The organism is Pseudomonas sp. W5-36 (genome assembly GCF_046540455.1).
GTDB classification, from domain to species: Bacteria; Pseudomonadota; Gammaproteobacteria; order Pseudomonadales; family Pseudomonadaceae; genus Aquipseudomonas; species Aquipseudomonas graminis_B.
In genome coordinates this window covers 20,354-46,025 of the sequence record NZ_JAXCIQ010000019.1, presented here as the reverse complement: position 1 = coordinate 46,025, position 25,672 = coordinate 20,354, and the positions used below count along the sequence as shown (strand labels likewise).

Below are 25,672 nucleotides of genomic sequence, written 5' to 3'. Positions count from 1 at the left end.
GAGTGGGTCCGTCCCTAAAAACAATGGCTGGCCCGGCTCCCTCCATGGAGGCCGGACCGTTCACGTGTGCCGCGCGAGGCTTAACAACACGTGCCGGGTGATGCTTAGCGTGTCGGTGTGCGCATGGTGACGAATTCTTCCGCCGCCGTCGGGTGCACACCGATGGTGTCGTCGAAAATCTGCTTGGTGGCGCCGGCCTTGAGGGCGATCGCCAGGCTCTGAATGATCTCGCCGGCGTCCGGGCCGACCATGTGGCAACCCAGCACGCGATCGGTTTTGGCATCGACCACCAGTTTCATCAGGGTGCGCTCCTGATTATCGGTCAGCGACAGCTTCATCGGCCGGAACGTGCTTTCGAACACCTGCACCTCATACCCGTCCTTCATGGCTTCGGCCTCGGTGAGACCGACCGTGCCGATGTTCGGCAGGCTGAACACGGCAGTGGGAATGTGGCGGTAATCCACAGGGCGGTACTGCTCGGGCTTGAACAGGCGCCGCGCGACGGCCATGCCCTCGGCCAGCGCCACCGGCGTCAACTGCACGCGGCCGATGATGTCGCCGACGGCGATGATCGACGGCTCGGTGGTCTGGTAATCACCGTTGACCTTGATGAAGCCCTTGTCATCCAGCTCGACGTTGACGGTGTCCATGCCCAGGTTGTCCAGCATCGGGCGGCGCCCGGTGGCGTAGAACACGCAGTCGGTGTTGAAACGGCTGCCGTCGTTCAGGCTCAGTTGCAAGGTGCCGTCGGCCAGCTTCTCGATACTGCTGATCTCGGTCTTGAAGCGAATGTCCATCTCGCGCTTGGCGAGCTCTTCGTGCAGATGGGTGCGCACGCTCTCATCGAAGCCGCGCAGGAACAACTCGCCGCGGTACATCAGCGAAACGTCAGCGCCCAGGCCGTTGAAGATCGAGGCGAACTCCACCGCGATGTAGCCGCCGCCGACCACGACGACGCGCTTGGGCATCTGCTCGAGGAAGAACACTTCGTTGGAGGTGATGGCGTGCTCGCGGCCCGGAATGTCCGGCACCTGTGGCCAGCCACCGGTGGCAATCATGATGTGCTCGGCCGTGTGAACCTGGCCGTTGATTTCGACTTCGTGGGGGCCGCGCAGGCGTGCATGGCCTTCCATCAGTGACACGCCGCTGCTGTCCAGCAGCTTGCGGTAGACGCCATTGAGGCGGCTGATCTCGCGGTTCTTGTTGGCGATCAGGGTGGGCCAGTCGAAATGCGCCTCGCCACTGCTCCAGCCATAGCCTTTCGCCTGTTCGAAGTCTTCGGAATAGTGCGCGCCGTAGACCATCAGCTTCTTCGGTACGCAACCGACGTTGACGCACGTGCCCCCCAGATAACGGCTCTCGGCAACGGCCACGCGCGCACCGAAGCCGGCGGAAAACCGCGCCGCCCGGACGCCCGCCGAGCCTGCGCCGATTACAAAAAGGTCAAAGTCGTAGCTCATCTGTCTCTCCTAAGCGATGCGCTAGCATAACCGCTTGAGCGCGCTCGGCAAGTTCCGCAGGGCAGAAACGACAAAGCCACCCGAAGGTGGCTTTGTCATACATACAGCGGCGTGGCAAAAGCCAGTACAACTGCTGTCATGTGCAGATTACAGTTCTTTGTAGAAATGCTCGAAGCAGAAGTTGGTGGCTTCGACGTAGCCGGCCGCACCGCCACAATCGAAACGCGTGCCTTTGAATTTGTAGGCCAGTACGTTGCCTTCAGCAGCTTGCTTCATCAAAGCGTCAGTGATCTGAATTTCACCGCCTTTGCCCGGCTCGGTCTGCTCGATTTTCTCGAAAATGTCCGGGGTGAGGATGTAACGACCAATGATCGCCAGATTCGAAGGCGCATCTTCAGGCTTTGGCTTCTCGACCATGTCGGTCACGCGGAACAGGCCAGGCTTGATCTCTTCACCCGCGATCACGCCGTATTTGTGAGTCTGATCGGCAGGCACTTCCTGAATGGCGACGATCGAGCATTTGTACTGCTTGTGCAGCTTGACCATCTGCTCCAGGACACCGTCACCGCCGGGATTGACACACAAGTCATCTGCCAGAACTACGGCAAATGCTTCGTTGCCAATCAGAGGCCGGCCGCTGAGAATTGCGTGGCCCAGACCTTTCATTTCGGTTTGACGGGTGTAGGAGAAGCTGCATTCGTCGATCAGTTTGCGGATGCCGACCAGGTATTTCTCTTTGTCGGTGCCTTTGATCTGGTGTTCGAGCTCGTAGCTGATGTCGAAGTGGTCTTCCAGCGCGCGCTTGCCGCGGCCAGTGACGATGGAGATTTCGGTCAAGCCGGCCTCCAATGCCTCTTCTACGCCGTATTGGATCAGTGGCTTGTTAACAACTGCCAGCATCTCTTTGGGCATGGCCTTGGTCGCTGGCAAAAAGCGAGTGCCGTATCCGGCTGCAGGGAACAAGCATTTCTTGATCATATAAATCCTTGATGAGCTGGGGGTGTTGCGGCGCAGTCTAATGAGGCGGCGATAACCTTACAATGCCGCTACTGGCCGTTCGCTGCCTAGGTAGAGGAACGCTGACGCAGATAGTTCCGCAGATAGTTCCGCAAATAGCTCAGTAACCCGCTGCCTCGCCACGCTTCACCCACTGATTACTGGAATTCCATGCTGTCCGTCAGACGAGGGCATCCAGCGCCGCGTAACCGCCGTTCGGTGACCTTCGCAAGCGTAGCTCTGTTCGCCATCCCCCGTGGGAAATTGTGCGATTGCCCTTTGGCATTTGCCGACTATCATGGGCGCCTGAATCACTAATCGAGACAAGTCGATGTCTGAAGTCAAAAGCGTGAACGGGTACCAGATCAAGAAACTCCAGGACGGCCAATGGTGGCTGGTCGGCCACGACGGTGAAGCCGTGGCAGGCCCGTTCTCCAGCGAGAGCAGCGCCATTGAAGTCGCCGCCGTATTCGAAGACACGCCAGCCCCGCGTCGTCGGGCTGACAAGAAAGACTGATCCCCTGGCCCGGCCAGCCCCGCAATGGGGCATGGCCCGGGCGCAGCTCGGGTCCAGCAGTGCTCATGTGCGGTTAACTCAGCACGCGCACCCTGCAAAAAATGTCGGGTGATGCCGGAACGATGGCACCCACCCCAAGTCTGAGACTAGCAATCCCAAAGCAGCACACCCCACACCGGCCCTCATCGCGAAGCATTCCACCATGATCAAGATCTTATCCGTCATTGCTGTACTGGCCTTGACCGGTTGCGCGACTGCGCAGAACACCTACCTCAAAGACGGCAAACAGGCGTTGAGCATCGACTGCTCCGGCGAAGCCATGTCCTGGGCCGCTTGCTACGAAAAGGCTGACGCTTCCTGCGCGGGCACCGGCTACAACATCGTCAGCACTAATGGCACGCCGCAACCCAAGGAAGATGACAAGACCCTGGGTGTCGATGTCGGCAACTATAAAAACCGCACGGTGCTGGTGGTCTGCAAATAACGTCGCTGGCCGTTTACCGCTGTACCCACGTCACTTCCTGATGCTGTCTCAACCGCTTCATTCGCCCGAGATACAGGCCGTCACGGCATGCTGCACGTCTTTGGGTCGCAGCGGGTTGTTCGACATGCGCTCGAACAGCTTGATCGAGCTGCCGCCGGAGCGGGTCTCGATGTCGACGATGGCAGCAGGATCACTGCTCAGCAGCTTCTGTGGAACGATGATGCGCAGGCCCTCTTTGTGCGGCTCGATCTGCGGCGGCTTGCGGCTGTCGGAGATGCGTCCGACAAAGCACGCGGCATAATCCTTCGGCGACTTGCCGGACATCACACTCATGGTCGCCGGGGTGTGTTCAATGTCTGTAACTGTGGCGCAGCCGGTCATCGCCAGGGCCAGAATAACAACCGCCAATTTCATACAATCCCTCCAGTAAAGGTCCTTACGACAAGCCTGACCCGGATTAAATCCCGCACGCCTGCTTTTTTAACTGCCAGCCTTGCTGTCAGCGCTGCGCTGAATCGGGCTGAGGGCAGCGCAATAAAACCCGCCGGGATGATCAATGCCCAGGCTCGCCGTGCTATCGTTTCGGGTTTTCGAGAACGCTGTCTCCGGAGACACCCATGAAATTCGTTCACCAGCGCGAGCACCTCAACGAAGACGACATGGTCGTCATCGAGTGCTCCCAGCTTTGCAACATACGCCTGATGAGTGATGCCAACTTCCGCAGCTTCAAGAACGGCGGCCGTCACACTTACCACGGCGGCGCATTTGACCGTTTCCCTGCCAAGATCGCGGTGCCCAGCACCGGCTTCTGGAACATCACCATCGACACCGCTGGCCGCAAACTGGACAGCCATGGCGGGCGCAAAACCGCTTTCACCCATTCCATCAAGATCGTCCGCCGCTCGTCCTCGCGTCTGAGCTAAGGCGCCATTGAACACCGGACGACGTGAAATCTTTGTGGTTTTTTTGCGAACATCCGGTCAGCGTTTCCAAGGAGTCAAATGTGAGCACCCCTGCCCCCGTCGTCAAATACGCGATCAGCTACAAGCTCAACGGTGAGCGTCGTTTCGAATTTGCCCTGTTGCAGTCCCCTTCCGCCGAGGAAGCCCTGGCAGCCCTGCAGAAAATGCACGCCGACGGTGATGATGTCATCAGCGATGTGAAGGTCAGCAAAGCGCTGTAGGCGAAATCTGGATCGGGGAAGCCCATGGTGATGCAGCGCAAAGGCACGACGCCGGCGACGTTTGATCTGTTCGCGGAGGATACGCCGCAGTTGCCTTCCCGGGAGCAGATCGGGCCGGAGTCGTTTGTGTTCCGTGGCTTCGCCCTGCCCTTTATCGAGCCATTGCTGCCTGCGCTGGAGTCGGTTCTTGCGCAGGCGCCGTTCCGCAACATGGTCACGCCCGGTGGTTACACGATGTCGGTCGCGCTGAGCAGTTGCGGGGAGTTCGGCTGGACGACTGACCGGAGTGGCTATGCCTATTCTCCGGTCGATCCCATGACGGGTCAGCCGTGGCCGGCGATGCCCGAGGTTCTGATGGAGCTGGCGGTGGCGGCGGCCTCGGCGGCGGGGTTTGAGGGGTTTGTGCCGGATGCGTGCCTGATCAATCGTTATATTCCCGGGGCGAAGATGTCGCTTCATCAGGATAAGGATGAGCGCGGTTTGGAGTGGCCGGTGGTGTCGGTGTCGCTGGGGTTGCCGGCGATGTTTTTGTTCGGTGGTCATGGGCGCGGTGATCCGACTCAGCGGGTGCCGTTGTTTCATGGGGATGTGGTGGTGTGGGGCGGGGTTGATCGGTTGCGCTTTCATGGGGTGCTGCCGATTCGGCAGGCGGAGCATCCGGAGCTGGGGGAGCAGCGGATCAATTTTACGTTCCGTAAGGCGCGGTGAGGGGACTGATTTATTTACAGCGCTTCATCGTAAATTAATCTGTCCCCGAGTGCGCTTGTCCCCGAGTGCGCGGTGCGGCTGAGAGGGGTCTGCCTAACGGCAGACATTTCGCCTCCGGCGAGTTACTTGATAAAGCCCCAAGTAACCAAGGGCTTGTGCTCCTGGTTGGGCTCCTCCTTCGTCGGAGTACCCTCACTCCGGTCTCGCTCCGTGGGCCCGCGCCGAACGGACATCCATGTCCTGACGGCGCTCTCGCCGCATCCATGCGGCTCGGCCCACTCCGCGAAACCTGCGTTCAGCCTGCACCCAAGTCGCGTTCTGCGGTGTCTGGGCTTTTTGCGTATGAAGATCAAAATCAACAGCAAAAGCTTCCCGGCTGAAGCCGGTCCTACAGGGTGAATGCGGTGCTTTTAGTGGGACCGGCTTTAGCCGGGAAGAGGCCCGTGCAGGCGCCCTCAATCCATGGGTGTAACGCATCGTCTTCCCGGCGATGCCAACCCCACTATGACGGTGTGGCCGCACGGGTTTTTACGGGGCAGACGACGCGGTGCAGGTTGAGGGCGGTGTTGATGATGCCGATGTGGCTGAAAGCCTGGGGGAAGTTGCCGAGCATGCGGTTTTGCTGGGGGTCGTATTGTTCGGCGAGGAGGCCGACGTCGTTGCACAGACCGCACAGGCGTTCGAAGAGGAGTTGGGCTTCTTCGTCGCGACCTTGCAGTACGTAGACGTCAGCGAGCCAGAACGAGCATACCAGGAACGTCCCTTCGCTGCCCGACACGCCATCGGTGCTGCGCTCGCTGTCGTAGCGCAATAGCAGGCCGTCTTTCATCAGCGATTGTTCTATCCGCGTGACGGTGCCGGTGACGCGGGGGTCGTCGACGGGGAGGAAGCCGGTGAGCGCGATCTGCAGCAGACTGGCGTCCATTTCCTGGCCGCCGTAGGTCTGCACGAAGCTGCCCAGTGCGGCGTCGTAACCGTTGGCGCAGACGTCGGCGTGAATCTGATCGGCAACCTGCCGATAGTGCCGTCCCCGCTCGCGGTCTTCCGGGTCATCGCTCTTGGCCAACACCCCGGCATTGCGGTCGAACGACACCCAGGCCATGACTTTGGAATGGGTGAAGTGCCGCGGCGCCGAACGGATTTCCCAAATGCCGGCGTCCGGTTGATGCCAGACTTTTTCCAGAAACGGCATGATCACTTTCTGGATTTCCGTGCCGCGCGGCAGCGCCGGCAATCCGTTTTTAAGGGCTTGGGTCATGGCGTCGGCGACTTCGCCGTAGACGTCCAGTTGCACCTGACTGGCCGCGCCGTTGCCCACCCGCACCGGACGCGATTGCGCGTAACCGGCCAGCCAAGGCAATTCATACTCCAGCAAACGTCGCTCGCCTGCCAGGCCGTACATGATCTGGACTTGATCCGGGTTGCCGGCGATGGAGCGCAGCAGCCAGTTGCGCCACGCAGTCGCTTCTTCGAAGTAGCCCAGGTTCATGAACGCCAGCAGGGTCATGGTCGCATCGCGCAGCCAGCAGAAGCGGTAATCCCAGTTGCGCTCGCCGCCCAGCTGTTCGGGCAGCGACGTGGTCACCGCTGCGACGATCCCGCCGGTGGGCGCGTAGGTCATGGCTTTGAGGGTGATCAGCGAACGTTTGACCTGATCCGTCCAGGGACCGACATCCGGGCAGCGGTCAGAAAAACCCCGCCAGAACGTTTCGGTCTGCTGCAGCGCCAACTCCATATCGAAGCCCCCACGAACCGGCTCGTGGGAGACCTGCCAGGACAACGCGAAACCCAGCCGCTGGCCTGCTTCAACGCTGAACAGGCTCTCGGTGTGGTGGTCCATCGGGTGCAGTTCGGCAGGCGTGCGCAGCACCAGCATGTCCGGGCCGGCAACGGCGGTCATGGTGTGCGGCTCGCGCTTCTCGACCCACGGCACCGTGCTGCCGTAGTCAAAGCGAATCGCCAGGTCCATGGAGAAATCCACGCGCCCTTCCACGCCGACGACGATGCGCACCACGCTGCTGTCGATCTCCATGGGCATGAAATCGATGAGCAACGCCTGTCCGGTGTCGGTGGTGAAGAGGGTTTCGAGAATCAGTGTGCCGTCGCGATAGCTGCGGCGCGTCCGGGCGCGGCCGTCAACCGGGGCCAGCTTCCAGCGCCCGTTGTTGCTGTCACCCAGCAGCGCGGCGAAACAGGCTGGCGCATCAAAGCGCGGGAAACACAGCCAGTCCAGTGACCCGTCGCGGGCCACCAGCGCGGCGGTCCGGCAGTTGCCGAGCAGCGCGTAGTCTTCAATCAACACAGCCATCGGGCGGTTATCCCTCTCGGTGAGCACGTTAGTGTTGTTGTGCGCCGTGCCCTTGAGTAGCTGTACCCATGAGTAGCAGCGCAACCGCCGCCCCGAATCAACGGGGCAGGATGTATCGCTCGATGGCCCTGGCCAGCCCGTCATCGGCATTGCTGTCGGTAACGTAGTTGGCTTGGGTCTTCACGCCCACTTCGGCCTGCCCCATGGCAATCGACAGCCCGGCGCGCAGGAACATCGCCACGTCGTTGCCCGCATCGCCGATCGCGGCGGTGTGAGCCAGCGGCACGCCCAACGCATCGGCCAGCGTCTCAAGGGCAGTGCCCTTGTTGGCGTCCAGTGCGGTGACGTCGAGGTAATAGGATTGTGAACGGGCTGCCAACGCCGACTCGGCAATCAGCGGGTTGAGCTTGACCTCGAGGCGCTTGAGCAGCTCGAAGTCCTTGCTCGCCGCGACGATCTTGTCGATGCGGTCCAGGTAGTCGTCAAAGCTGGCGACATGAACGAAGTCGTAGCCCAGCGTGTTGCGCTCGTGGTCGACGTAATCCCCCTCGGGATTGAGCAGCAGCCACTGGTCGTCGGCGAACACCCAGACCGCCACCGCCTCGCTGGCGAACAGCTCGAGGCTGGTGCGTGCCGCGGCGGCATTGATGCGGTGGGCCTTCAGCAGGCTGCCGTCAGGATTGATGATGTTGGCACCGTTGAACGCCACGGTCGGCAGCGTGATGCCCAGGGCTTCAATCTGCTGCCGCATGGCCCGAGGGGGCCGGCTGCTGGCGACCGAGAAATGAATGCCGGCCTCCTGCAGCTTGCGCACCGCATCGATGTTGGCCTGGCTCAGGCTGTGATCGGGGTGCAGCAGCGTGCCATCGATGTCGGACAACATGAACTGGATGAGGGACTGCGAAGCGTCACTCATCCCAGGCGCTGCCATGTGCGGCCGTCACGGGCCAGCAACTCATCGGCCTCCGAGGGCCCGTCCTCACCCGCGTGGTAGAGGTCCACCTGCGGATCCTTGGCCCAGGCATCGATGAACGGCTGCACGGCACGCCAACCGTTTTCAATGTTGTCGGCACGCTGGAACAGGGTCTGGTCACCGGTCAGGCAGTCGTAGATCAGGGTTTCGTACCCGGTCGACGGCTGCATCTCGAAGAAGTCCTTGTAGGCGAAACCCAATTCAATGGTCTGCATGTCGAGGGTCGGGCCGGGCTTCTTCGCCTGCAGATCGAACCACATGCCTTCGTCAGGCTGGATCTGGATCTTCAGGAAATTCGGCGCGACGCTGTCGACATCGGTGTCGCGAAACTGGGCATACGGTGCAGGCTTGAAGCAGATGGCGATCTCGGTGTCGCGCACGCTCATACGCTTGCCAGTGCGCAGGTAGAACGGCACGCCCATCCAGCGCCAGTTATCGATCATGACCTTGAGTGCGACGTAGGTCTCGGTGTTGCTCTCGGGATCGACACGGTCTTCCTGGCGGTACCCGGTGACGGGCTTGCCGTCGATGTTGCTCTCGGCGTACTGACCGCGCACCGAATTGGCCAGCGCTTCCATTTCCGACCAGGGCCGGATCGCGCCGACGACCTTGGCCTTTTCGCCGCGCACGGCATCGGCGCCGAAAGCAGCGGGCGGCTCCATCGCCACCATCGCCAGCAGCTGGAACAGGTGATTGGGCACCATGTCCCGCAGGGCGCCGGTGGTTTCGTAGAAACTGCCGCGGGTTTCGACACCCACGGTTTCGGCTGCGGTGATCTGCACGTGGTCGATGTAATGGTTGTTCCAGAACGACTCGAACAGGCCGTTGGAGAAACGGCTGACCAGAATGTTCTGCACCGTTTCCTTGCCCAGATAGTGGTCGATCCGGTAGATCTGCTTCTCGCTCATGACCTTCAGCAAGCAGTTGTTCAGGGCCACCGCACTGGGCAGATCGTGGCCGAACGGCTTCTCGATCACCACGCGACGAAAGCTCTCGTCGTCCTCGACCATCAGCCCGGAAGAGCCCAGACGCTGCGTCACCTCACTGAAGAAACGCGGCGCAGTCGCCAGGTAGAACACGGCGTTGCGGGTGCCCGTGCTCTTGATCTTCGCGTCGATGTCCGCGTACGTGGAATCGTCGAGAAAATCGCCGGTGATGTAAGTGATGCGCTTCGACAGGCTGCCCCACAACGCCGGGTCAAGCGGCTCTTCGCCGCCCTGGGCGACCTTGCTGGCCGCCTCCTGACGTATGAAGTCTTCGAGCTTCTTGGCGAAATCGGCATCGCTGACGGTGTTGTGGTCAACGCCGACGATGTGCAGGTCCTCCCCCACCAACCCGTCGCGAAACAGGTTGTAGAGGGCCGGCATCAACAGCCGTTTGACCAGGTCACCATGGGCGCCGAAGAGGAACAGCGTGGTCGCCGGAGCGACCGGCGTATTCTGCTTGCTGCGGGATAAACCCATTATTTTGGTTCCTTATGACCACCGAATCCAAAACGCATGGCGGACAGCATCTTGTCGCCGTACGTGCTTTGTTGACGGGAGCGGAAGCGGGCGAACAGCGAAGTGGACAGCACGGGAACCGGTACCGCCTGCTCCATGGCCGCTTCGATGGTCCAGCGGCCTTCACCGCTGTCGGCCACGGAGCCGGAATAGGCGTTGAGCTGCGGGTCGGTGGCCAGTGCGTCGGCGGTCAGGTCGAGCAGCCAGGAAGACACCACGCTGCCGCGACGCCAGACTTCGGCGATGTCGCCGAGGTTAAGGTCGAAGCGCTGTTCAACCGGGAGGTTGTCCGAATTCTTGGTCTTGAGGATGTCGAAGCCTTCGGCGAAGGCCTGCATCATGCCGTACTCGATGCCGTTGTGGATCATCTTGACGAAGTGCCCGGCGCCCGGCGGACCGGCGTGGATGTAGCCGTGTTCGGCACGCGGGTCGGCGTCCTTGGCACGGTCCCTGGTGCGCGGGATGTCGCCAATGCCCGGGGCCAGGGTCTTGAAGATCGGGTCAAGGCGCGTGACGACGTCGGTCTCGCCGCCGATCATCATGCAGTAGCCGCGTTCCAGACCCCAGACGCCGCCCGAGGTGCCGACATCGACGTAGTGCAAGTTCTTGTCTTTCAGGGCGAGGGAGCGACGCACGTCGTCCTTGTAGAAGGTGTTGCCGCCGTCGATGATCACGTCGTCGGCATCGAGCAAAGTGGCCAGCTCGTTGATGGTGTCTTCGGTTGGAGCGCCAGCAGGCAACATCACCCAGACGGCCCGCGGTTTTTCCAGCGCCGCAACCAGTGACGCGAGGTCATGGGCTGGCGTTGAACCTTCGTTGGCGAGCACGGTGCGAGACTTCTCATCGCGATCATAGACCACAGTCGTGTGGCCATTGAGCATCAGTCGACGTGCGATGTTGCCGCCCATGCGGCCTAGTCCAACAATCCCGAGTTGCATGTAGAGGTGCTCCTTAATCAAATTCAGAGGTGCCTCAGTTTATAGCCCAGTGCCGCATAGTGGGTTAGTCCGGGGAGGCAAACTATGGTTTCCCGGTGAAAAAAGTTTCATGTGCGGGGGCACAGAGGTCTGCAAGACTGCCCTATGACGCACGTTTTCGCGATCAAGAAACGTTCGCGACAATCAAAAATAAAAAAGTTCCTTTTTTACGCAAAAGAAATCAGAATCCCGGCCGATAGAGGTAGTGAGCAGGACATGCCAAGTAGCAGGCGTCCTTGCTTGAACCTTATGAAGTTGAATCCGCCATTTGCGAGGTGTGCAATGGGCACAGTAATGACAGCCAACGCTCCACAGACCCTTTACGTCACAATCCGTCGTGACGAGCTGCGCCAGCTCAGGGAAGAACGCGCCGTATTGCAGAAGAAAGTTGCCCAGCTGACTTCGATGCTGCAGCATGCCCAGCTCATCGGCAGCAGCAACGCCCTGCACGCCTGATCCGCGACACCCCTCCTCCCAAGGCAAGCCTGATCTGCAGGCTTGCCGGCGCATCCCTCGCCTCCCCTGCCTGTACTCGCAATGCCGCGCACTTGACGCGTCTTTCGACCCTCCGTCGGACCCGACACACGTTGTTACGTTCCCCGCCTCGACTGCGATTGAGGTCCATAGCCGGTTTCACCGTTTTCGCAACGCTCCGCGTGACAAAATTTTCACCCGTCTGAAAACATAATCCCGACCCTTAACAGGTTGGTTGCTGGCCAATTGCTGGCACTGGAATGAGTTCAGGCGGTGTTCTGCCGCCTGAAAAGGTCTATAGCGGAGCGCTTGATGACAACGATGAAACGGAGCACTGCGACTCCGAAAGGGTTCGACTGGGCGGGCATCATCTGGCTGTTCGTGTTTTTCTGGTACTTCTCGGGCATCACTCAGCTGCTTATTCAGCTGACCGGTATCACCGGCTTTGCCGGCTTCCGTCAGGCGTTCGTGATCAGCGGCATCTGGCTCGCGCCCATGCTGATGTTCCCGCAAAAGACCCGGATCATGGCGGCCGTCATCGGCGTGGTCCTATGGGCCTGCTCCATGGCGAGCCTGGGTTACTTCTTCATTTACCAGCAGGAGTTTTCCCAGAGCGTCATCTTCATCATGTTCGAATCGAACATCTCTGAAGCCGGCGAATACATGACCCAGTACTTCGCGTGGTGGATCGTGCTGGCGTTCATCGCCCACACCGCGTTCGCGATATTCCTGTGGACCCGCCTTCGCCCGGTGTACATGCCGCGCCCTCGCGCGTACGCCGTGGCCGCCGCACTGTTGATCGGCATCATCGGTTACCCGCTGGCCAAGCAGTTCGCCCGCCACGACGACACCGCCTCTGCCCTCGAAGCGTTCGAGTCGCGCATCGAACCGGCGGTGCCATGGCAGATGATCGTTGCCTATCACCGTTACACCCAGCAGCTGGATGGCATGCAGGACATGCTGACCAGCAGCAGCAACATCGCTCCACTGAAAAATCTCAAGGACCAGCAAGCTAACCTGCCCACCACCCTGGTGCTGGTGATTGGCGAGTCGACCAACCGCGGGCGCATGCATCTGTACGGCTACCCGCGCCAGACGACGCCGAACCTGGACGCCATGAAGGACCAGTTGCAGGTGTTCAACAACGTCATCACCCCACGGCCTTACACCATCGAGGCGCTGCAGCAGGTATTGACCTTCGCCGACGAGGAAAACCCGGACCTTTACCTGAAGACGCCGTCCATCGTCAGCGTGATGAAACAGGCGGGCTACAAGACCTTCTGGATCACCAACCAGCAGACGATGACCAAGCGCAACACGATGCTGACCACTTTCTCCGAGCAGGCTGACGAGCAGGTCTATCTGAACAACAACCGCAACCAGAACGCCCGCCAATACGACGGCGACGTGCTCGCGCCGTTCGCCAAGGCACTGACCGATGCCGCGCCGCGCAAACTGATTGTGGTTCACCTGCTCGGCACGCACATGGCTTATCAGTACCGCTTCCCGGAAGAATTCGCGAAGTTCAGCGGACGTGAGGGCGTGCCGGCGGACATCGATGACAGCAAGCTGGAGTTCTACAACAGCTACGACAACGCCGTGCTGTACAACGATTTTGTGGTCTCCAGCCTGATCAAGGAATACGGCAAGGCCGACCCGAACGGCTTCCTGCTGTACCTCTCGGACCACGGCGAAGACGTCTATGACTCGCCAGGCCGCAATACCCTGGGCCGCAACGAGAACAAGCCGACGATCCCGATGTACACCGTGCCGTTCATTGCCTACGCCTCGCCGAAGTGGAAGCAGACCCATGACTGGAATTTCGAGAGCATCCACGACCGTCCTTACACCAGTTCCAACCTGATCCACACCTGGGCGCAACTGGCAGGGCTGAGCTTTGATGAACTCGATACCACCAAGAGCCTGGTCAGCCTGGACTTCAAGGCGCGCCCTCGACTGATCGGCGACCCCTATGCGCCGAAGGGCTTGAGTGACTTTGCCCACATGGAGAAGGCCGCCAGCCAGCCCGGCGCCATGCCTCAGGTGGTGAACAAGTAATAGAGGCGAAGTAAGGTTCGCTCCAAACGAAAAGGCCTGCGCAATGCAGGCCTTTTTTGTTTCCGCCGGGATGAGTAGGCGTCAGCGGAGGTTATGTTGACGGCGTCTGGCGCAACAGTACGCGGGTCACCCGCCGCTCCTGCACTTGCACGACCTTAATGTGCCAGCCTTCCCATTGCAGCTCATCACCTGTCACCGGCAAGCGATCCAGCAGGCTCACCACCAGTCCGGCCAGGGTCTGATAGTCCCCGGTCGCCCGCGCCTTGAAGCCGATGCGTTCGCGCAGGTGGCTCAGGTTCATGGCGGCGTTGACCAGCACGCCCTCGCCCTCTTCGATCAAGTCCGGGCCCTCGATTTCGCTGGCGTCCGGCAACTCGCCGGCGATGGATTCGAGGATGTCGGTCATGGTCAGGATGCCGGCGAAGTCGCCGAATTCGTTGATCACGAACGCAATGTGCGTGGACTGGGCGCGCATCTGTTCCAGGGCGTTGAGGATCGAGAAACTCTCCAGCAGATTGAGCGTCGGTCGAGCCAGGTGTTCGATGTTCGGCTCGGCACCGGACAGCCAGGCATTGAGCATTTCCTTCTTGTGCACAAAGCCCAGCGGCTCGTCGATACGGCCCCCGCGGATCAACGGCAGCCGTGAGTACGGTGAGTTGACCAGTCGCTGGCGAATGCCTTCCGGCGTGTCATCCAGATCGATCACGTCGACGTCGTTGCGCACCGTCATCACACCGCGAATGGGGCGCTGGGCCAACTGCAGCACGCCGCTGATCATCACCCGCTCGCGGCGGTCGAACACCACCTCGTCGCTGTCGCCATCGAGCATGTCGGCGATCTCCTCACCGACCTCCTCGGCACTCGGCCTGCGGCCACCCAGCAGGCGCAACACGGCGTGGGCCGTGCGTTCGCGGCGCGGCAGGTCGCCTTTGACGCTGCGCTTGCGACGGGCACGGGCAATCTGGTTGAACACCTCGATCAGGATCGAGAAACCGATGGCCGCGTACAGATAGCCCTTGGGAATATGGAACCCCAGGCCGTCGGCGGTCAGGCTGAAGCCGATCATCATCAGAAAGCCCAGGCACAGCATGATCACCGTCGGGTGCGCGTTGACGAAGGCGGTCAGCGGCTTGCTGGCGATGATCATGATGGCGATCGAGAACACCACGGCGATCATCATGATCGACAGCTCATCGACCATGCCCACGGCGGTGATCACAGCGTCCAGGGAGAACACCGCATCGAGCACGACGATCTGCGCGACGATGGGCCAGAACAGCGCGTAGGTCGTACTGCCGGCCCGCTGGGTGACGTGACCTTCCAGCCGCTCGTGCAATTCCATCGTCGCCTTGAACAGCAGGAACACGCCGCCAAACAGCATGATCAGGTCGCGACCGGAAAAGCTCTTCTCGAAAATCTCGAACAGCGGCTCGGTCAGCGTGACCATCCACGAAACGCTCGCGAGCAGGCCCAGGCGCATGATCAACGCCAGTGACAGCCCCAGCACCCGCGCGCGGTCGCGCTGCTCGGGCGGCAACTTGTCGGCGAGGATGGCGATGAACACCAGGTTGTCGATGCCGAGCACCAGCTCAAGCACGATAAGGGTCAACAGGCCAAGCCAGGCCGTGGGATCAGCAATCCATTCCATGGGTCAGCGCCCCTTCTCGATCAATGGGACAGACACGAAAAGGCCCGACACACGGCAAAGTGGGTCGAGCCAGATAGAAATCTTGTTTAAGGGTGATGACGCGGAATGAACGCCTGGAATCCTGTTCGAAAGGGACCGGCGACTGGGAGGTTCCAGAGAGAGCGACATGTGAGTCCTGAAAGCAATACGGGAGGCGATCCTATCGCGCTCTCGGAATCGCCTTACAGGACAGAACTGTTACAAAGGATTTGCGCATTATTGCGTGCGTTTAGCGGGAGCGTGAGTGAATGCATTATTGCGTGCGTTTGCAGGAGCGTAAGTGAACGCCTTGGTAGGACCGGCTTCAGCCGGGAAAGCGTCAGGCGTCACACCGCAAAATTGAGGCTGTTCACACCGGCCTCTTCCCGGCTGAAGCCGGTCCCACTAACAGCGCTCAGCTACAGCGCTTTTTGCCAAAACAACGCTCGCCCCATCTGCGGGTCCAGCTGGTAGTCGGCGAAACCGAGCTTGCGGTAGGCGCCTTTGGCGGCTTCGTTGCCTTCCAGCACTTCGAGGGTGATTTTGCAGCAGCCGCGCTGGCGGGCGATTTCCTCGACCTTCGCCAGCATCTTCTGACTGATGCCCTGCCCTCTGGCCGAGGCGATCACTGCCACATCATGGACGTTAACCAAGGGCCGGCAGGCGAAGGTCGAGAACCCTTCGAAACAGTTGACCAGGCCAACCGGCTCGCCGGCGATGAACGCCAGCACGCTGAACGCATGGGGGCGCTTGGCCAGTTCGATCGCCAACTGCTGACGGGTGTCCGTGGACAGCGACTTCCCACCGCCCATCGCGTCCTCGGCGTATTGATTGAGCAGAAACCCGATGGCTTCAGCGTGAACCGAATTGCTATAGCTGGCTTGCAGTACCAGAACCTCAGGGGCTTGCATTGACTTCCTCTACCGCTGGAGAAACCTCAACAGGCGCTCGACTCAGTGTGCCGACGTGCCGCGTGGCGGCGATTCTAACGCCCTGGCCGCAAAAATATCCTTATACAGAAGTAGGAAATGTCTCTGATCGGTCAGGATTTGTTCCGGCACGCACCGAGAAAAGGCAGCGCTATCGAAATGTGCGTCCCGCGTCCCACAAAGGCGCAGGCCCTGCGCGGGAGTAGACCATCGGCACGATGATTGTCCAACAATCCGACCGGCGGCACCCCGTTATACGGGCCGACACCCCATGCTCCACAACGGCGCATTCACGGGCTTGCAGATCGGCAGAACTCCCCGAATGACAGGATGCGCCGGATCGCAACCCCGCATGCCAGACACGGCCCGGAAAAATTGTCGAAACTTCTACACAGGCGCCGGGGTCATGTGAATAGAGCAACTATGCTGTTGAAAAATCGAAGCAGAGTACGCTTTCACCTTGTTCCTTTATCTGCAGTCGGTAAATGGGTATCGATCTTGCGTAGGTCTTGTGTGCCTGGCCATAGGAAATGGCCGCTTACAACTAAGTGCTGTACCAACACTGCATATCGAACTGGAGAAAACGATGATTAGTGCCGCTGTCAAAACCCAGAAGGGAGAGAGTTTTAATCAGCCGGCCAGCGAGCTGACCCATCTGCCGGTCTTCGCAACGACGAGCGCACCTGTGCTGCAACTGCCTCCTGTTCAACCAGTGGTTTCTTCGGTTACCCGCAAGAAAGTCCTGTTCGTGACTTCAGAGATGGCCGACCTGGTGAAAACCGGCGGCCTGGGCGATGTGTCTGCCGCACTGCCGCGCGCCATGCGCCACCTGCACGATGTACGCGTGCTGATTCCCGGCTATCCGCAGGTCATCAATAGCGGCTATCCGATCCACATCATCAGCGAGCTGCCCGGCCACGCCGCGCTGCCTCCCTGCAAGATCGGCCGGATGGACATGAAAGACGGTCTGGTCATCTACGTCCTGATCTGTCCCGAGTTGTACGAGCGTGAAGGCACGCCCTACGGTGACAATGACGGCCGCGACTGGTCCGACAACCACATCCGTTTTGCCCGCCTGGGCTTGGCGGCCGCCGACTTCGCAGCCGGCGCGGTCAAGACCCAATGGTGCCCCGAGCTGGTTCACGCCCACGACTGGCCAGCAGGCCTGGCGCCGGCGTATATGAAATGGCGCGGTCAGACCACGCCGTCGATTTTCACCATTCACAACCTGGCGTATCAGGGCTTTGTGAGCATTGCCTCCAGCCGCGAGCTGGGCATTCCGGACTCGGCATTGAACCCGGAGGGCATGGAATTTTACGGCCAGCTGTCGTTCATCAAAGCGGGCATGGCCTACTCCAGCCACATCACCACCGTGAGCGCGACCTACGCCAAGGAAATCACCACGGCTGATTTCGGCTGCGGCCTGGAAGGTTTCCTGCAGAGCAAGGCCGACCGCGGTCAGCTCAGCGGCATCCCCAACGGCATCGACGAGAGCTGGGACGCGGCCACCGACGAACACCTGATTTGCCGCTTCGCCCCGAATGAGTGGACCCGCAAGGAAATCAACGCTGACTACGTGCGCGAGCTGTTCGAACTGGAGCCGTCCACTGGCCCACTGTTCGCCGTGGTCTCCCGTCTGGTTTACCAAAAGGGTCTGGACCTGACCATTGGCGTGGCCGAGCACATCGTCAACAACGGCGGCCAGATCGCGATCATCGGCCGTGGCGAGCCTGAAGAAGAAGACGCCATGCGCGACCTCGCCGCCCGTTTCCCGGGTCAGGTCAGCGTCCGGGTGGGCTTTAACGAAACCGACGCACGTCGCATGTTCGCCGGCAGTGACTTTCTGCTGATGCCTTCCCGCTATGAGCCTTGCGGCCTTAGCCAGATGTACGCACAGCGCTTCGGCTCGCTGCCGGTCGCACGTCGCACGGGCGGCCTGGCGGACACCATTGAAGACGGCTGCACCGGCTTTCTGTTCGACGAATCCACCGTCGAAAGCTACACCGACGCCCTGACCCGCGCCTTCAAGGTCTTCGAAAGCCCGCTGTTGCTCAACGCCATGCGCTGCCGCGCCATGGCCGCTCCGTTCGATTGGCACAAAGCGGTAGAACCCTACGCTGATCTGTACCAGGAGCTGCTGAAAAAGAATGCGGTCGCGGTACTGCACTACTGATAACTCAATGATCAAGGAATTACGGATGCCTTCGCGCACGGATCAAAACTGGCGCCACGGCGCCGTCATGCTGGATCAACAACACACCCAGTTTGCCCTCTGGGCACCGGATGCCAAAAACGTCAGCGTCGAATTCGAAAACGGGCCTGCCCAGGCCCTTCAGCCAGAGCAGGACGGCTGGTTCGTTCTCGACACCGAGTGTGTTGCCGGCACACGCTATCGCTACAACGTCACCCTCGATGCACAAAACAACCTCACTGTTCCTGACCCGGCTTCCCGGGCGCAGGACGGCGACGTGCATGGTTACAGCATCGTTGTCGACCAGGCCGCCTATCAGTGGGAAAACACTGAGTGGCAAGGCCGGCCCTGGCACGAGGCCGTCATCTACGAGCTGCACGTCGGTGCACTGGGTGGCTATGAGGGCGTTGAAAAGCACCTCCAGCACTTGGTCGATACCGGCATCACCGCTATCGAGCTGATGCCTATCGCGCAGTTCCCGGGGAACCGTAACTGGGGCTACGACGGCGTGCTGCCTTATGCTGCCCAGTCCTCCTACGGCACGCCCGACCAGCTCAAGCACTTGATCGACACCGCCCACGGTCTGGGCCTGGCGGTCATTCTCGACGTGGTCTACAACCACTTCGGCCCGGACGGCAATTACCTCGGCGCCTACGCCAAGCACTTCTTCCGCAGCGACAAGAAGACCCCGTGGGGCGACGCGATCGATTTCCGCCGCCGTGAGGTGCACGACTTCTTCATCCACAACACCATGATGTGGCTGCAGGACTATCGGTTCGACGGCCTGCGCTTCGACGCTGTGCACGCCATCGAAGACCCGACCTTCCTGCAAGACCTGGCCAAACACGTACGCGATGCAATCCCGTCCGAACGTCACGTCTGGCTGACCCTGGAAAACGAGTTCAACGAAGCCGGGCGCATGGATCAGGGCTACGACGCCCAGTGGAACGATGACGGCCACAACACGCTGCACGTCCTGCTGACCGGCGAGACGGACGCGTACTACACCGACTTCGCCGAGAAGCCCACGCAGAAGCTTGCCCGTCTGCTGGGTGAAGGCTTTGTCTATCAAGGCGAATCCACCCGCCATGGTCACGCCCGGGGCGAACCCAGCGGCCACCTGCCGCCGACCTCCTTCGTGCTGTTCTTGCAGAACCACGACCAGATCGGCAACCGTGCCTTCGGCGAGCGGCTGGTCCAGCTGAGCCCGCCGCAAGCACTGCAGGCGGCGACCGCACTGTTGCTGCTGTCACCGATGGTGCCGCTGATGTTCATGGGCGATGAATGGGGCGCGAGCGAACCGTTCCTGTTCTTCACCGACTTCCATGACGAGCTGGCGGACGCCGTGCGCGAAGGCCGTCGTGGCGAGTTCAAGGATTTTGCCGCGTTCAAGGACCCGGCCAAGCGCGAACAGATCCCCGATCCCAACGCGCTGAAGACCTTCGAAGCCTCGCGCCCGGCGTTCGATGCGCTGCTGCTGGAAACCGACAAGGGTCAGGACCATCGCAACTGGCTTGAGCTCTACAAAACGTTGCTGCACATTCGCAAGACCGAACTGTTCCCTCGCCTGCACGGCGCCAGCTCCCTTGGCGTGAAAGAGCTGGGCGACAAAGCCGTCAGCGCACGCTGGACACTGGGCGACGGCAGCGAGCTGCGCATCGACCTGAACCTCGGCACCGAGGCGGTCGACACCGATGATTACAGCGGCTACAGAGTGCTTCATCAGTCCCACGCCAAGTCCGCAGAACTTTCCCCATCCGCCACCCTCAATCCATACACGGCCATTGTCAGCCTGAAATCGAGTGATGTTGTGGAGGAACAGGATGAGCAATGAGCAACTGGAAACACTGGCGGCCCAGGCGGGCCTGTCGGTTGACTGGAAGGACGCCAACGCCAAACCGCAACACGTGAGCCCCGAGGTCCTGCGCAAGGTCCTCGGCGGTCTGGGGTACCCCGCCGAGACAGAAGAAGACGTCGAAGCCAGCCTCAAACGCCTGAACGAAGAAAGCCAGCCGGCCACCCCGCCACCTTTGATGACCGTCGACCATGGCAAGGATCTGGACCTGTCGAGCTGGTTCGCGCCAGCCACCGCGTTCAAGCTGACGCTGGAGGACGGCTCGCTGCTCGAAGCAAAGCTGACCGACAAGGCCGCCCTGCCAGGGTTGGCCGCCGTCGGCTATCACCAGCTGGAAGTGGATGGTCAGCAGTTGACCATCGCCGTTGCGCCGAAGACCTGCTACAGCCTGACCATGGCCAGCAACGACTCCATCGCCCGCGACTGGGGCCTGACCACGCAGCTGTACTACCTGCGTCGCGACGGTGATGGCGGTATCGGCGACACCCAGGGGCTGGAAGCTTTCGTTCGCGATGCCGGCGCACGTGGCGCCTCGGCCGTGGCCATCAGCCCGGTTCACGCGATGTTTTCCAACGACAGCGAGCGCTACAGCCCCTATTCGCCGTCCAGCCGGTTGTTCCTCAACGCGCTGTACGCAGCGCCCGGGACCATTCTGGGAGACCGTGCGGTTGAAGTCGCGATCGAGAAGGCTGGCCTGGCCGAGGAATTCAAGCGCCTCGAAGGGCTTCAGCTGATCGACTGGCCGGCCGCGGCAAAGGCCAAATGGACACTGTTCCGCGAGCTGTATGCCGGCTTCACGGGCAGCGATCACCCTTTCCGCGAGGACTTCAACAGCTTCCGCCGCGCAGGCGGTGAAGCGCTGGAAAACCACTGCCGCTTTGAGGCCTTGCGTGATGCCGGCGATGAACTGGGCATCGGCGGCAACTGGCATGAATGGCCGGAGCAGTACAAAGATCCGAAGAACCCCGCCCTCGACGCCTTCGCCGCCAAGCATGAGAAAGAGATCGGCTTCCACGCGTTCGCCCAGTGGCTGATCGCTCGCGGCCTTGAGCGCGCGCAGACCGCGGCGCGTTCGAGCGGCATGAGCGTCGGCTTGATCGGCGATCTGGCCGTGGGTGCCGACGGTGCCGGCAGTCAGGCCTGGAGCCGTCAGGACGAGCTGCTTTCCGCGCTGACCGTCGGCGCCCCGCCGGACATTCTCAATCGCTCGGGCCAGAGCTGGGGCATCTCGGCGTTCTCGCCGACGGGCCTTAAGCGCAACGGCTTCCAGGCGTTCATTGAAATGCTCCGCGCCAATTTCGCCCACGTCGGCGGCCTGCGCATTGACCACGTGATGGGTCTGCAGCGCCTGTGGGTCGTGCCGATGGGGTCGCCTGCCAGTGAAGGTGCTTACCTGAACTACCCGCTGGACGACATGCTGCGTTTGTTGAGCCTGGAATCCTGGCGGCACGAAGCGATCGTTCTCGGCGAAGACCTCGGCACCGTGCCTGAAGGCCTGCACGAAAAACTGTCCGAGCGTGAAATCCTCGGCATGCGCGTGCTGTTGTTCGAACAGGATGATGCGACGTTCAAGCCGATCACCAAATGGTCCAGAGATGCACTGGCGACCACCAGCACCCATGACCTCCCTACCCTCACCGGTTGGCTGAGCGAGCTGGACATCCAGTGGAACAAGACCCTCGGGTTTGTCGACGACGAAGCCGAGCAGAAGATGCGTGACAGCCGCGAGCGTGAACGCCAGGGGCTGGTCAAGGCACTCAAGCAGAACTACACGCTGCCAAGCGGCGGTGACGACATCAGCGCCGCCGACATCATCGACCACAGCATCGCTTACCTCGGCCACACCCCGGCTCCGTTGGTGTTGCTCCCGATCGAGGACGCCCTCGGTATCGAGGAGCAGGCGAACTTCCCCGGCACTATCGACAGTCATCCCAATTGGCGACGTCGGCTCAACGGCGACAGCGGTTCACTGCTGGACAACGCCGATGCAGCGCGACGCCTTGAAATTCTGGCAGCGGCACGTAAACAAGCCGCGGAGCGTGATCAAAAATGAGTACCCCTCTTAAATCCCTGCGCGCCACCCAGCGTTTGCAGTTCCACAAAGACTTCACGCTGGACGACGCCACTAAGCTGGTGCCGTACTTCGCTAGCCTGGGCATCAGCCACATTTATGCCTCGCCGTTGCTGAAAGCCCGCGCCGGTTCCATGCACGGCTACGACGTGGTCGACCCACGGGTGATCAACCCCGAGCTGGGCGGTGAGCCTGCGTTGCTGCGCTTCGTCGCGGCGCTGCGCGAGAACGGCATGGGCCTGATTCTCGACATCGTCTCCAACCACATGGCGGTCGGTGGCAATGACAACCCGTGGTGGCTTGACCTGCTGGAATGGGGTCAACGCAGCCCGTATGCCAAATTCTTCGACATCCAGTGGAATTCCCCGGACCCGCTGCTCAAGGGCCAACTGTTGCTGCCGTTCCTGAGCACTGACTACGGCACCGTGTTGCAGAACGGCGAAGTGCCGCTGCGGTTTGATGCAGAAAACGGCAGCTTCCACGCCGAGCACTACCAGCATCTCTTCCCGATCAATCCGGCTACGTATGCGCCGCTGTTGAAGGCTGCGAAACGTCCCGAGCTGGACGAACTGGCCCAGCGCTTTGCCGAACTCGACCACTATCCGCAGGCCTATGAGCGTGCGCGCCAGGCCAAGGCGGAACTGGCCGAGGCGGTCAAGGCCAAGCCCGAGTTGGTCAAGGCCGTTGAAGAAGGCCTGGCGCAGTTCGACTCCACCACGCCGGAGGGCTTCGATCGCCTGCACCGTTTGCTTGAGCAGCAGGACTATCGACTGGCCAGCTGGCGCACCGCAGGCGACGACATCAACTGGCGGCGTTTCTTCGACATCAACGAGCTGGGCGGCCTGAAGGTCGAGCGCTCGCAGGTATTCGAGGCGACCCACGGCAAGATCTTCGAACTGATCGCTGAAGGCCTCGTGGATGGTCTGCGCATCGACCACATCGATGGCCTGGCCGACCCGCGCGGCTATTGCCGCAAGCTGCGCCGTCGCGTCGACAGCCTGATGAAACGGCGCCCGGCAGGCACCGAGCTGGACCGTCTGCCGATTTTCGTCGAAAAGATCCTCGGTTCCGACGAGCAACTGCGCACCGACTGGAATACCGATGGCACCACCGGTTATGAATTCATGAACCAGGTGTCGCTCCTGCAGCATGATCCCAAGGGTGAAGCGGTATTGGGCGAGCTGTGGAGCCGCCTCAGCGGACGCACGGCCGACTTCAACAAGGAAGTCCTGGAAGCTCGCGACCTGATCCTTCACGGCACACTGGCCGGTGATTTCGAGAACCTGGCCCAGGCGTTGCTGCAGGTGTCGCGCAGTGACGTGATGACCCGCGACATGACCCTTGGCGCCATCCGCCGGGCGCTGCTGGCGCTGGTCAGTAACTTCCCGGTCTACCGCACTTACCTCACCGCTTGCGGCCGTTCTGCCGAAGACGAGCGTTTCTTCCAGCAGGCCATGGATGGCGCGCGCGAGATGCTCAGCGAAGGCGACTGGCCGGTGCTGGACTCGCTCAAGTTGTGGCTGGGTGGCGAGAAGCTGCGTGACTACCCGACGGGCCCATTGCGCGAAATGCGCCGCAAGGCCGGCAACCGTTTCCAGCAGCTGACCTCGCCAGTGGCCGCCAAGTCGGTGGAAGACACCTCGTTCTACCGCTCCGCCGTGTTGCTGTCGCGCAATGACGTGGGCTTCCACCCGCAACATTTCAGTGCACCGGTAGAGGCTTTTCATCAGGTCTCGATCGAGCGTCACAAGAGCTTTCCGAACAACCTGCTGACCACCGCGACCCACGACCACAAGCGCGGCGAAGACACTCGCACCCGTCTGGCCGTGCTCAGTGAACTGGCGCCCTGGTACGCCGAACAGGTCGAACGCTGGCAGCAGCTTTCGGCACCGCTCAAGACCGGCGACACCCACATCAGCCCCGGTGACGAGCTGATGCTGTATCAAGCGATCATCGGCAGCTGGCCGCTGGATCTCGAAGGTGAGCCGGCCTTCGAAGCCTACGCAAAGCGCCTGACTCAGTGGCAGGAAAAGGCCCTGCGTGAAGCCAAACTGCACAGCAGCTGGAGCGCTCCCAACGAAGCCTACGAGACCGCTTGCCGCGAGTTTCTGGAGCACGTGCTGCTCAGCGCCGACGGTCTGGCACTGCGCCAATCCATTGGTGCCACGGCCAATCGCATCGCGACCGCCGGCGCGCTCAACAGTCTGGCGCAAACTTTGCTGCGAATGACAGCGCCCGGTGTGCCTGATCTGTATCAGGGCACCGAGTTCTGGGACTTCAGCCTGGTGGATCCGGACAACCGCCGTCCGGTGGATTACCCCGCTCGCGAACAAGCGTTGCAGGCGTCCGTGCCGGTCACCGAGCTGTTGAACCAGTGGCACGACGGCCGGATCAAGCAGGCGTTGATTGCTCAGGTGCTTAGCCTGCGCAACCAGTACCCCGCTCTGTTCAGTGAAGGCGAATATCAACCGCTGGAAGTGGTCGGGGAAAAAGCCGATCACGTCGTGGCTTTTGCCCGGGTAACGAAGGAGATGCGGGCTATTGTTGTGGTTCCGCGCTTGCCGGCTGAACTATTGGGCACTGCGCAAACTCCATTCATCAGTGCAGCAAATTGGGGCGATACACGAATCAACCTGCCGTTCGCTGATTCACATCCAAATTGGAAGGGACTTTTTTCACAGGCTACAGTCACATCCAGCAAGGAACTGTTGCTCAGCGCAGCGCTCAAGGAAATTTCTGTAAACCTGCTTATACAAACCTTGTGATACCGGGAGTGTCGAGATGAGTGCCGACGATAAAAGAATCAGCGAGCTTGCCCACCAGATCTGGGAAACGGAAGGCAAGCCACATGGGCAAGACGCCCGCCACTGGGAAATGGCTAGCAAGTTGGCCGCCGCCGAGGCGAAGTCGCCTAAAAAACCGGCTGCTGCGAAGACGGCGAAGTCCAAGCTTGACGGCAAAGCGGAGCCCAAGGCTGCTGCCGCCAACCCCGCTGCTAAAGCTGCGGCCAAACCTGCTGCGAAGTCTGCATCCAAACCTGCAGACAAGCCGGCCAGTGCTGATGCAAAGGCAGACGCCAAGCCTGCACCGAAGCCAGCGGCAAAAGCGCCGGCCAAGCCTGCTGCCAAGCCAAAAGCTTCAGCAAGCGCTGCTGACGCTTCCGCCAAACCGGCCAAACCTGCCGCCAAGTCTTCTGCGAAGAAGCCCGCCGCAGCGAAGCCACCTACGCCCTGATTCCCAGGCGTAACGCGTCATCGTCGCAAAGCCAGTACCCCTGCCGCAGGGATCGTCGCAAAACGGTCGTGTCCCTGCGGTAGTTT

Annotated in this window: 21 protein-coding genes; 12 read left to right on the top strand and 9 right to left on the bottom strand. The window is 61.0% G+C overall.

All coding sequences use genetic code 11. The annotated features are described in order from the left end of the window. Positions 1-104: 104 nt before the first annotated feature. Both gorA and galU read right to left on the bottom strand, forming a co-directional pair. The gene (gene gorA, locus SLW74_RS23195; RefSeq protein ID WP_065987197.1) at positions 105-1,460 is read right to left on the bottom strand and encodes a glutathione-disulfide reductase; all 1,356 of its coding nucleotides are present in this window, start codon (positions 1,458-1,460) and stop codon (positions 105-107) included. A gap of 147 nt (positions 1,461-1,607) precedes the next feature. Beyond that, positions 1,608-2,438, bottom strand: coding sequence for a UTP--glucose-1-phosphate uridylyltransferase GalU (gene galU / locus SLW74_RS23190; RefSeq protein ID WP_065987196.1), 831 nt, complete (start codon positions 2,436-2,438; stop codon positions 1,608-1,610). 349 nt (positions 2,439-2,787) lie between these two features. On the opposite strand from galU, the gene SLW74_RS23185 reads away from it, so the two are divergent. Together SLW74_RS23185 and SLW74_RS23180 are read left to right on the top strand one after the other, a co-directional pair. Continuing rightward, positions 2,788-2,973: a hypothetical protein gene (locus SLW74_RS23185; protein ID WP_065987194.1), complete on the top strand. Its 186-nt coding sequence runs from the start codon at positions 2,788-2,790 to the stop codon at positions 2,971-2,973. A gap of 202 nt (positions 2,974-3,175) precedes the next feature. Further along, on the top strand, positions 3,176-3,457 hold the full coding sequence (locus SLW74_RS23180; protein WP_065987192.1) for a hypothetical protein: 282 nt from the start codon (positions 3,176-3,178) through the stop codon (positions 3,455-3,457). A gap of 57 nt (positions 3,458-3,514) precedes the next feature. On the opposite strand, the gene SLW74_RS23175 is transcribed toward SLW74_RS23180, so the two are convergent. Next, positions 3,515-3,871: a hypothetical protein gene (locus SLW74_RS23175; RefSeq protein ID WP_065987190.1), complete on the bottom strand. Its 357-nt coding sequence runs from the start codon at positions 3,869-3,871 to the stop codon at positions 3,515-3,517. Between the two features lie 203 nt (positions 3,872-4,074). Here SLW74_RS23175 and SLW74_RS23170 point away from each other — a divergent pair, with 203 nt between their 5' ends. The 3 genes from SLW74_RS23170 (at position 4,075) to alkB (ending at position 5,348) form a co-directional block, all read left to right on the top strand. After that, positions 4,075-4,380, top strand: coding sequence for a DUF1883 domain-containing protein (locus SLW74_RS23170; protein ID WP_037010615.1), 306 nt, complete (start codon positions 4,075-4,077; stop codon positions 4,378-4,380). An 80-nt stretch (positions 4,381-4,460) separates the two neighbouring features. Beyond that, positions 4,461-4,640 carry a hypothetical protein gene (locus tag SLW74_RS23165; protein ID WP_065987188.1) on the top strand — a complete coding sequence of 60 codons (180 nt, stop codon included), beginning with the start codon at positions 4,461-4,463 and terminating at the stop codon, positions 4,638-4,640. Between the two features lie 30 nt (positions 4,641-4,670). Continuing rightward, positions 4,671-5,348, top strand: a complete 678-nt coding sequence (gene alkB, locus SLW74_RS23160) for a DNA oxidative demethylase AlkB (RefSeq protein ID WP_410930274.1) — start codon at positions 4,671-4,673, stop codon at positions 5,346-5,348. Positions 5,349-5,850: 502 nt separating this feature from the next. Here the strand turns inward: alkB and SLW74_RS23155 are convergent. The 4 genes from SLW74_RS23155 to gnd all read right to left on the bottom strand — a co-directional run bounded on the left by SLW74_RS23155 (position 5,851) and on the right by gnd (position 11,069). Then, positions 5,851-7,656, bottom strand: a complete 1,806-nt coding sequence (locus SLW74_RS23155; protein WP_410930245.1) for a glycoside hydrolase family 15 protein — start codon at positions 7,654-7,656, stop codon at positions 5,851-5,853. A gap of 97 nt (positions 7,657-7,753) precedes the next feature. Next, on the bottom strand, positions 7,754-8,572 hold the full coding sequence (locus tag SLW74_RS23150) for an HAD family hydrolase (protein ID WP_192135946.1): 819 nt from the start codon (positions 8,570-8,572) through the stop codon (positions 7,754-7,756). Continuing rightward, positions 8,569-10,092: a glucose-6-phosphate dehydrogenase gene (zwf, locus tag SLW74_RS23145; protein ID WP_410930244.1), complete on the bottom strand. Its 1,524-nt coding sequence runs from the start codon at positions 10,090-10,092 to the stop codon at positions 8,569-8,571. Before zwf ends, SLW74_RS23150 begins: the two co-directional genes overlap by 4 nt. Continuing rightward, positions 10,092-11,069 (bottom strand): phosphogluconate dehydrogenase (NAD(+)-dependent, decarboxylating), encoded by a 978-nt coding sequence (gene gnd, locus SLW74_RS23140; RefSeq protein ID WP_065987181.1) that lies wholly within the window; start codon positions 11,067-11,069, stop codon positions 10,092-10,094. The genes zwf and gnd overlap by 1 nt, the downstream gene beginning before the upstream one ends. Before the next feature lie 321 nt (positions 11,070-11,390). Here gnd and SLW74_RS23135 point away from each other — a divergent pair, with 321 nt between their 5' ends. Then, entirely contained in the window at positions 11,391-11,564 is a 174-nt protein-coding gene (locus tag SLW74_RS23135; protein ID WP_141695114.1) for a DUF6026 family protein, read from the top strand. A 330-nt stretch (positions 11,565-11,894) separates the two neighbouring features. After that, the gene (locus SLW74_RS23130; RefSeq protein WP_410930243.1) at positions 11,895-13,640 is read left to right on the top strand and encodes a phosphoethanolamine transferase CptA; all 1,746 of its coding nucleotides are present in this window, start codon (positions 11,895-11,897) and stop codon (positions 13,638-13,640) included. Positions 13,641-13,731: 91 nt separating this feature from the next. On the opposite strand, the gene SLW74_RS23125 is transcribed toward SLW74_RS23130, so the two are convergent. Together SLW74_RS23125 and SLW74_RS23120 are read right to left on the bottom strand one after the other, a co-directional pair. Continuing rightward, the gene (locus SLW74_RS23125; protein WP_410930242.1) at positions 13,732-15,288 is read right to left on the bottom strand and encodes a TerC family protein; all 1,557 of its coding nucleotides are present in this window, start codon (positions 15,286-15,288) and stop codon (positions 13,732-13,734) included. A 437-nt stretch (positions 15,289-15,725) separates the two neighbouring features. Further along, positions 15,726-16,217, bottom strand: a complete 492-nt coding sequence (locus SLW74_RS23120) for a GNAT family N-acetyltransferase (RefSeq protein WP_410930241.1) — start codon at positions 16,215-16,217, stop codon at positions 15,726-15,728. A 604-nt stretch (positions 16,218-16,821) separates the two neighbouring features. Between SLW74_RS23120 and glgA the strand changes: the two genes are divergently transcribed. The 5 genes from glgA to SLW74_RS23095 are packed head-to-tail and all read left to right on the top strand — an operon-like array spanning position 16,822 to position 25,586. After that, positions 16,822-18,408: a glycogen synthase GlgA gene (glgA, locus tag SLW74_RS23115; RefSeq protein ID WP_410930240.1), complete on the top strand. Its 1,587-nt coding sequence runs from the start codon at positions 16,822-16,824 to the stop codon at positions 18,406-18,408. Positions 18,409-18,433: 25 nt separating this feature from the next. Continuing rightward, positions 18,434-20,260: a malto-oligosyltrehalose trehalohydrolase gene (gene treZ / locus SLW74_RS23110; RefSeq protein WP_410930239.1), complete on the top strand. Its 1,827-nt coding sequence runs from the start codon at positions 18,434-18,436 to the stop codon at positions 20,258-20,260. Further along, positions 20,250-22,334: a 4-alpha-glucanotransferase gene (malQ, locus tag SLW74_RS23105; protein WP_410930238.1), complete on the top strand. Its 2,085-nt coding sequence runs from the start codon at positions 20,250-20,252 to the stop codon at positions 22,332-22,334. The genes treZ and malQ overlap by 11 nt, the downstream gene beginning before the upstream one ends. Continuing rightward, positions 22,331-25,117 (top strand): malto-oligosyltrehalose synthase, encoded by a 2,787-nt coding sequence (locus tag SLW74_RS23100; RefSeq protein ID WP_410930237.1) that lies wholly within the window; start codon positions 22,331-22,333, stop codon positions 25,115-25,117. The genes malQ and SLW74_RS23100 overlap by 4 nt, the downstream gene beginning before the upstream one ends. 16 nt (positions 25,118-25,133) lie before the next feature. Next, positions 25,134-25,586 carry a DUF2934 domain-containing protein gene (locus SLW74_RS23095; RefSeq protein ID WP_410930236.1) on the top strand — a complete coding sequence of 151 codons (453 nt, stop codon included), beginning with the start codon at positions 25,134-25,136 and terminating at the stop codon, positions 25,584-25,586. Positions 25,587-25,672 lie beyond the last annotated feature (86 nt).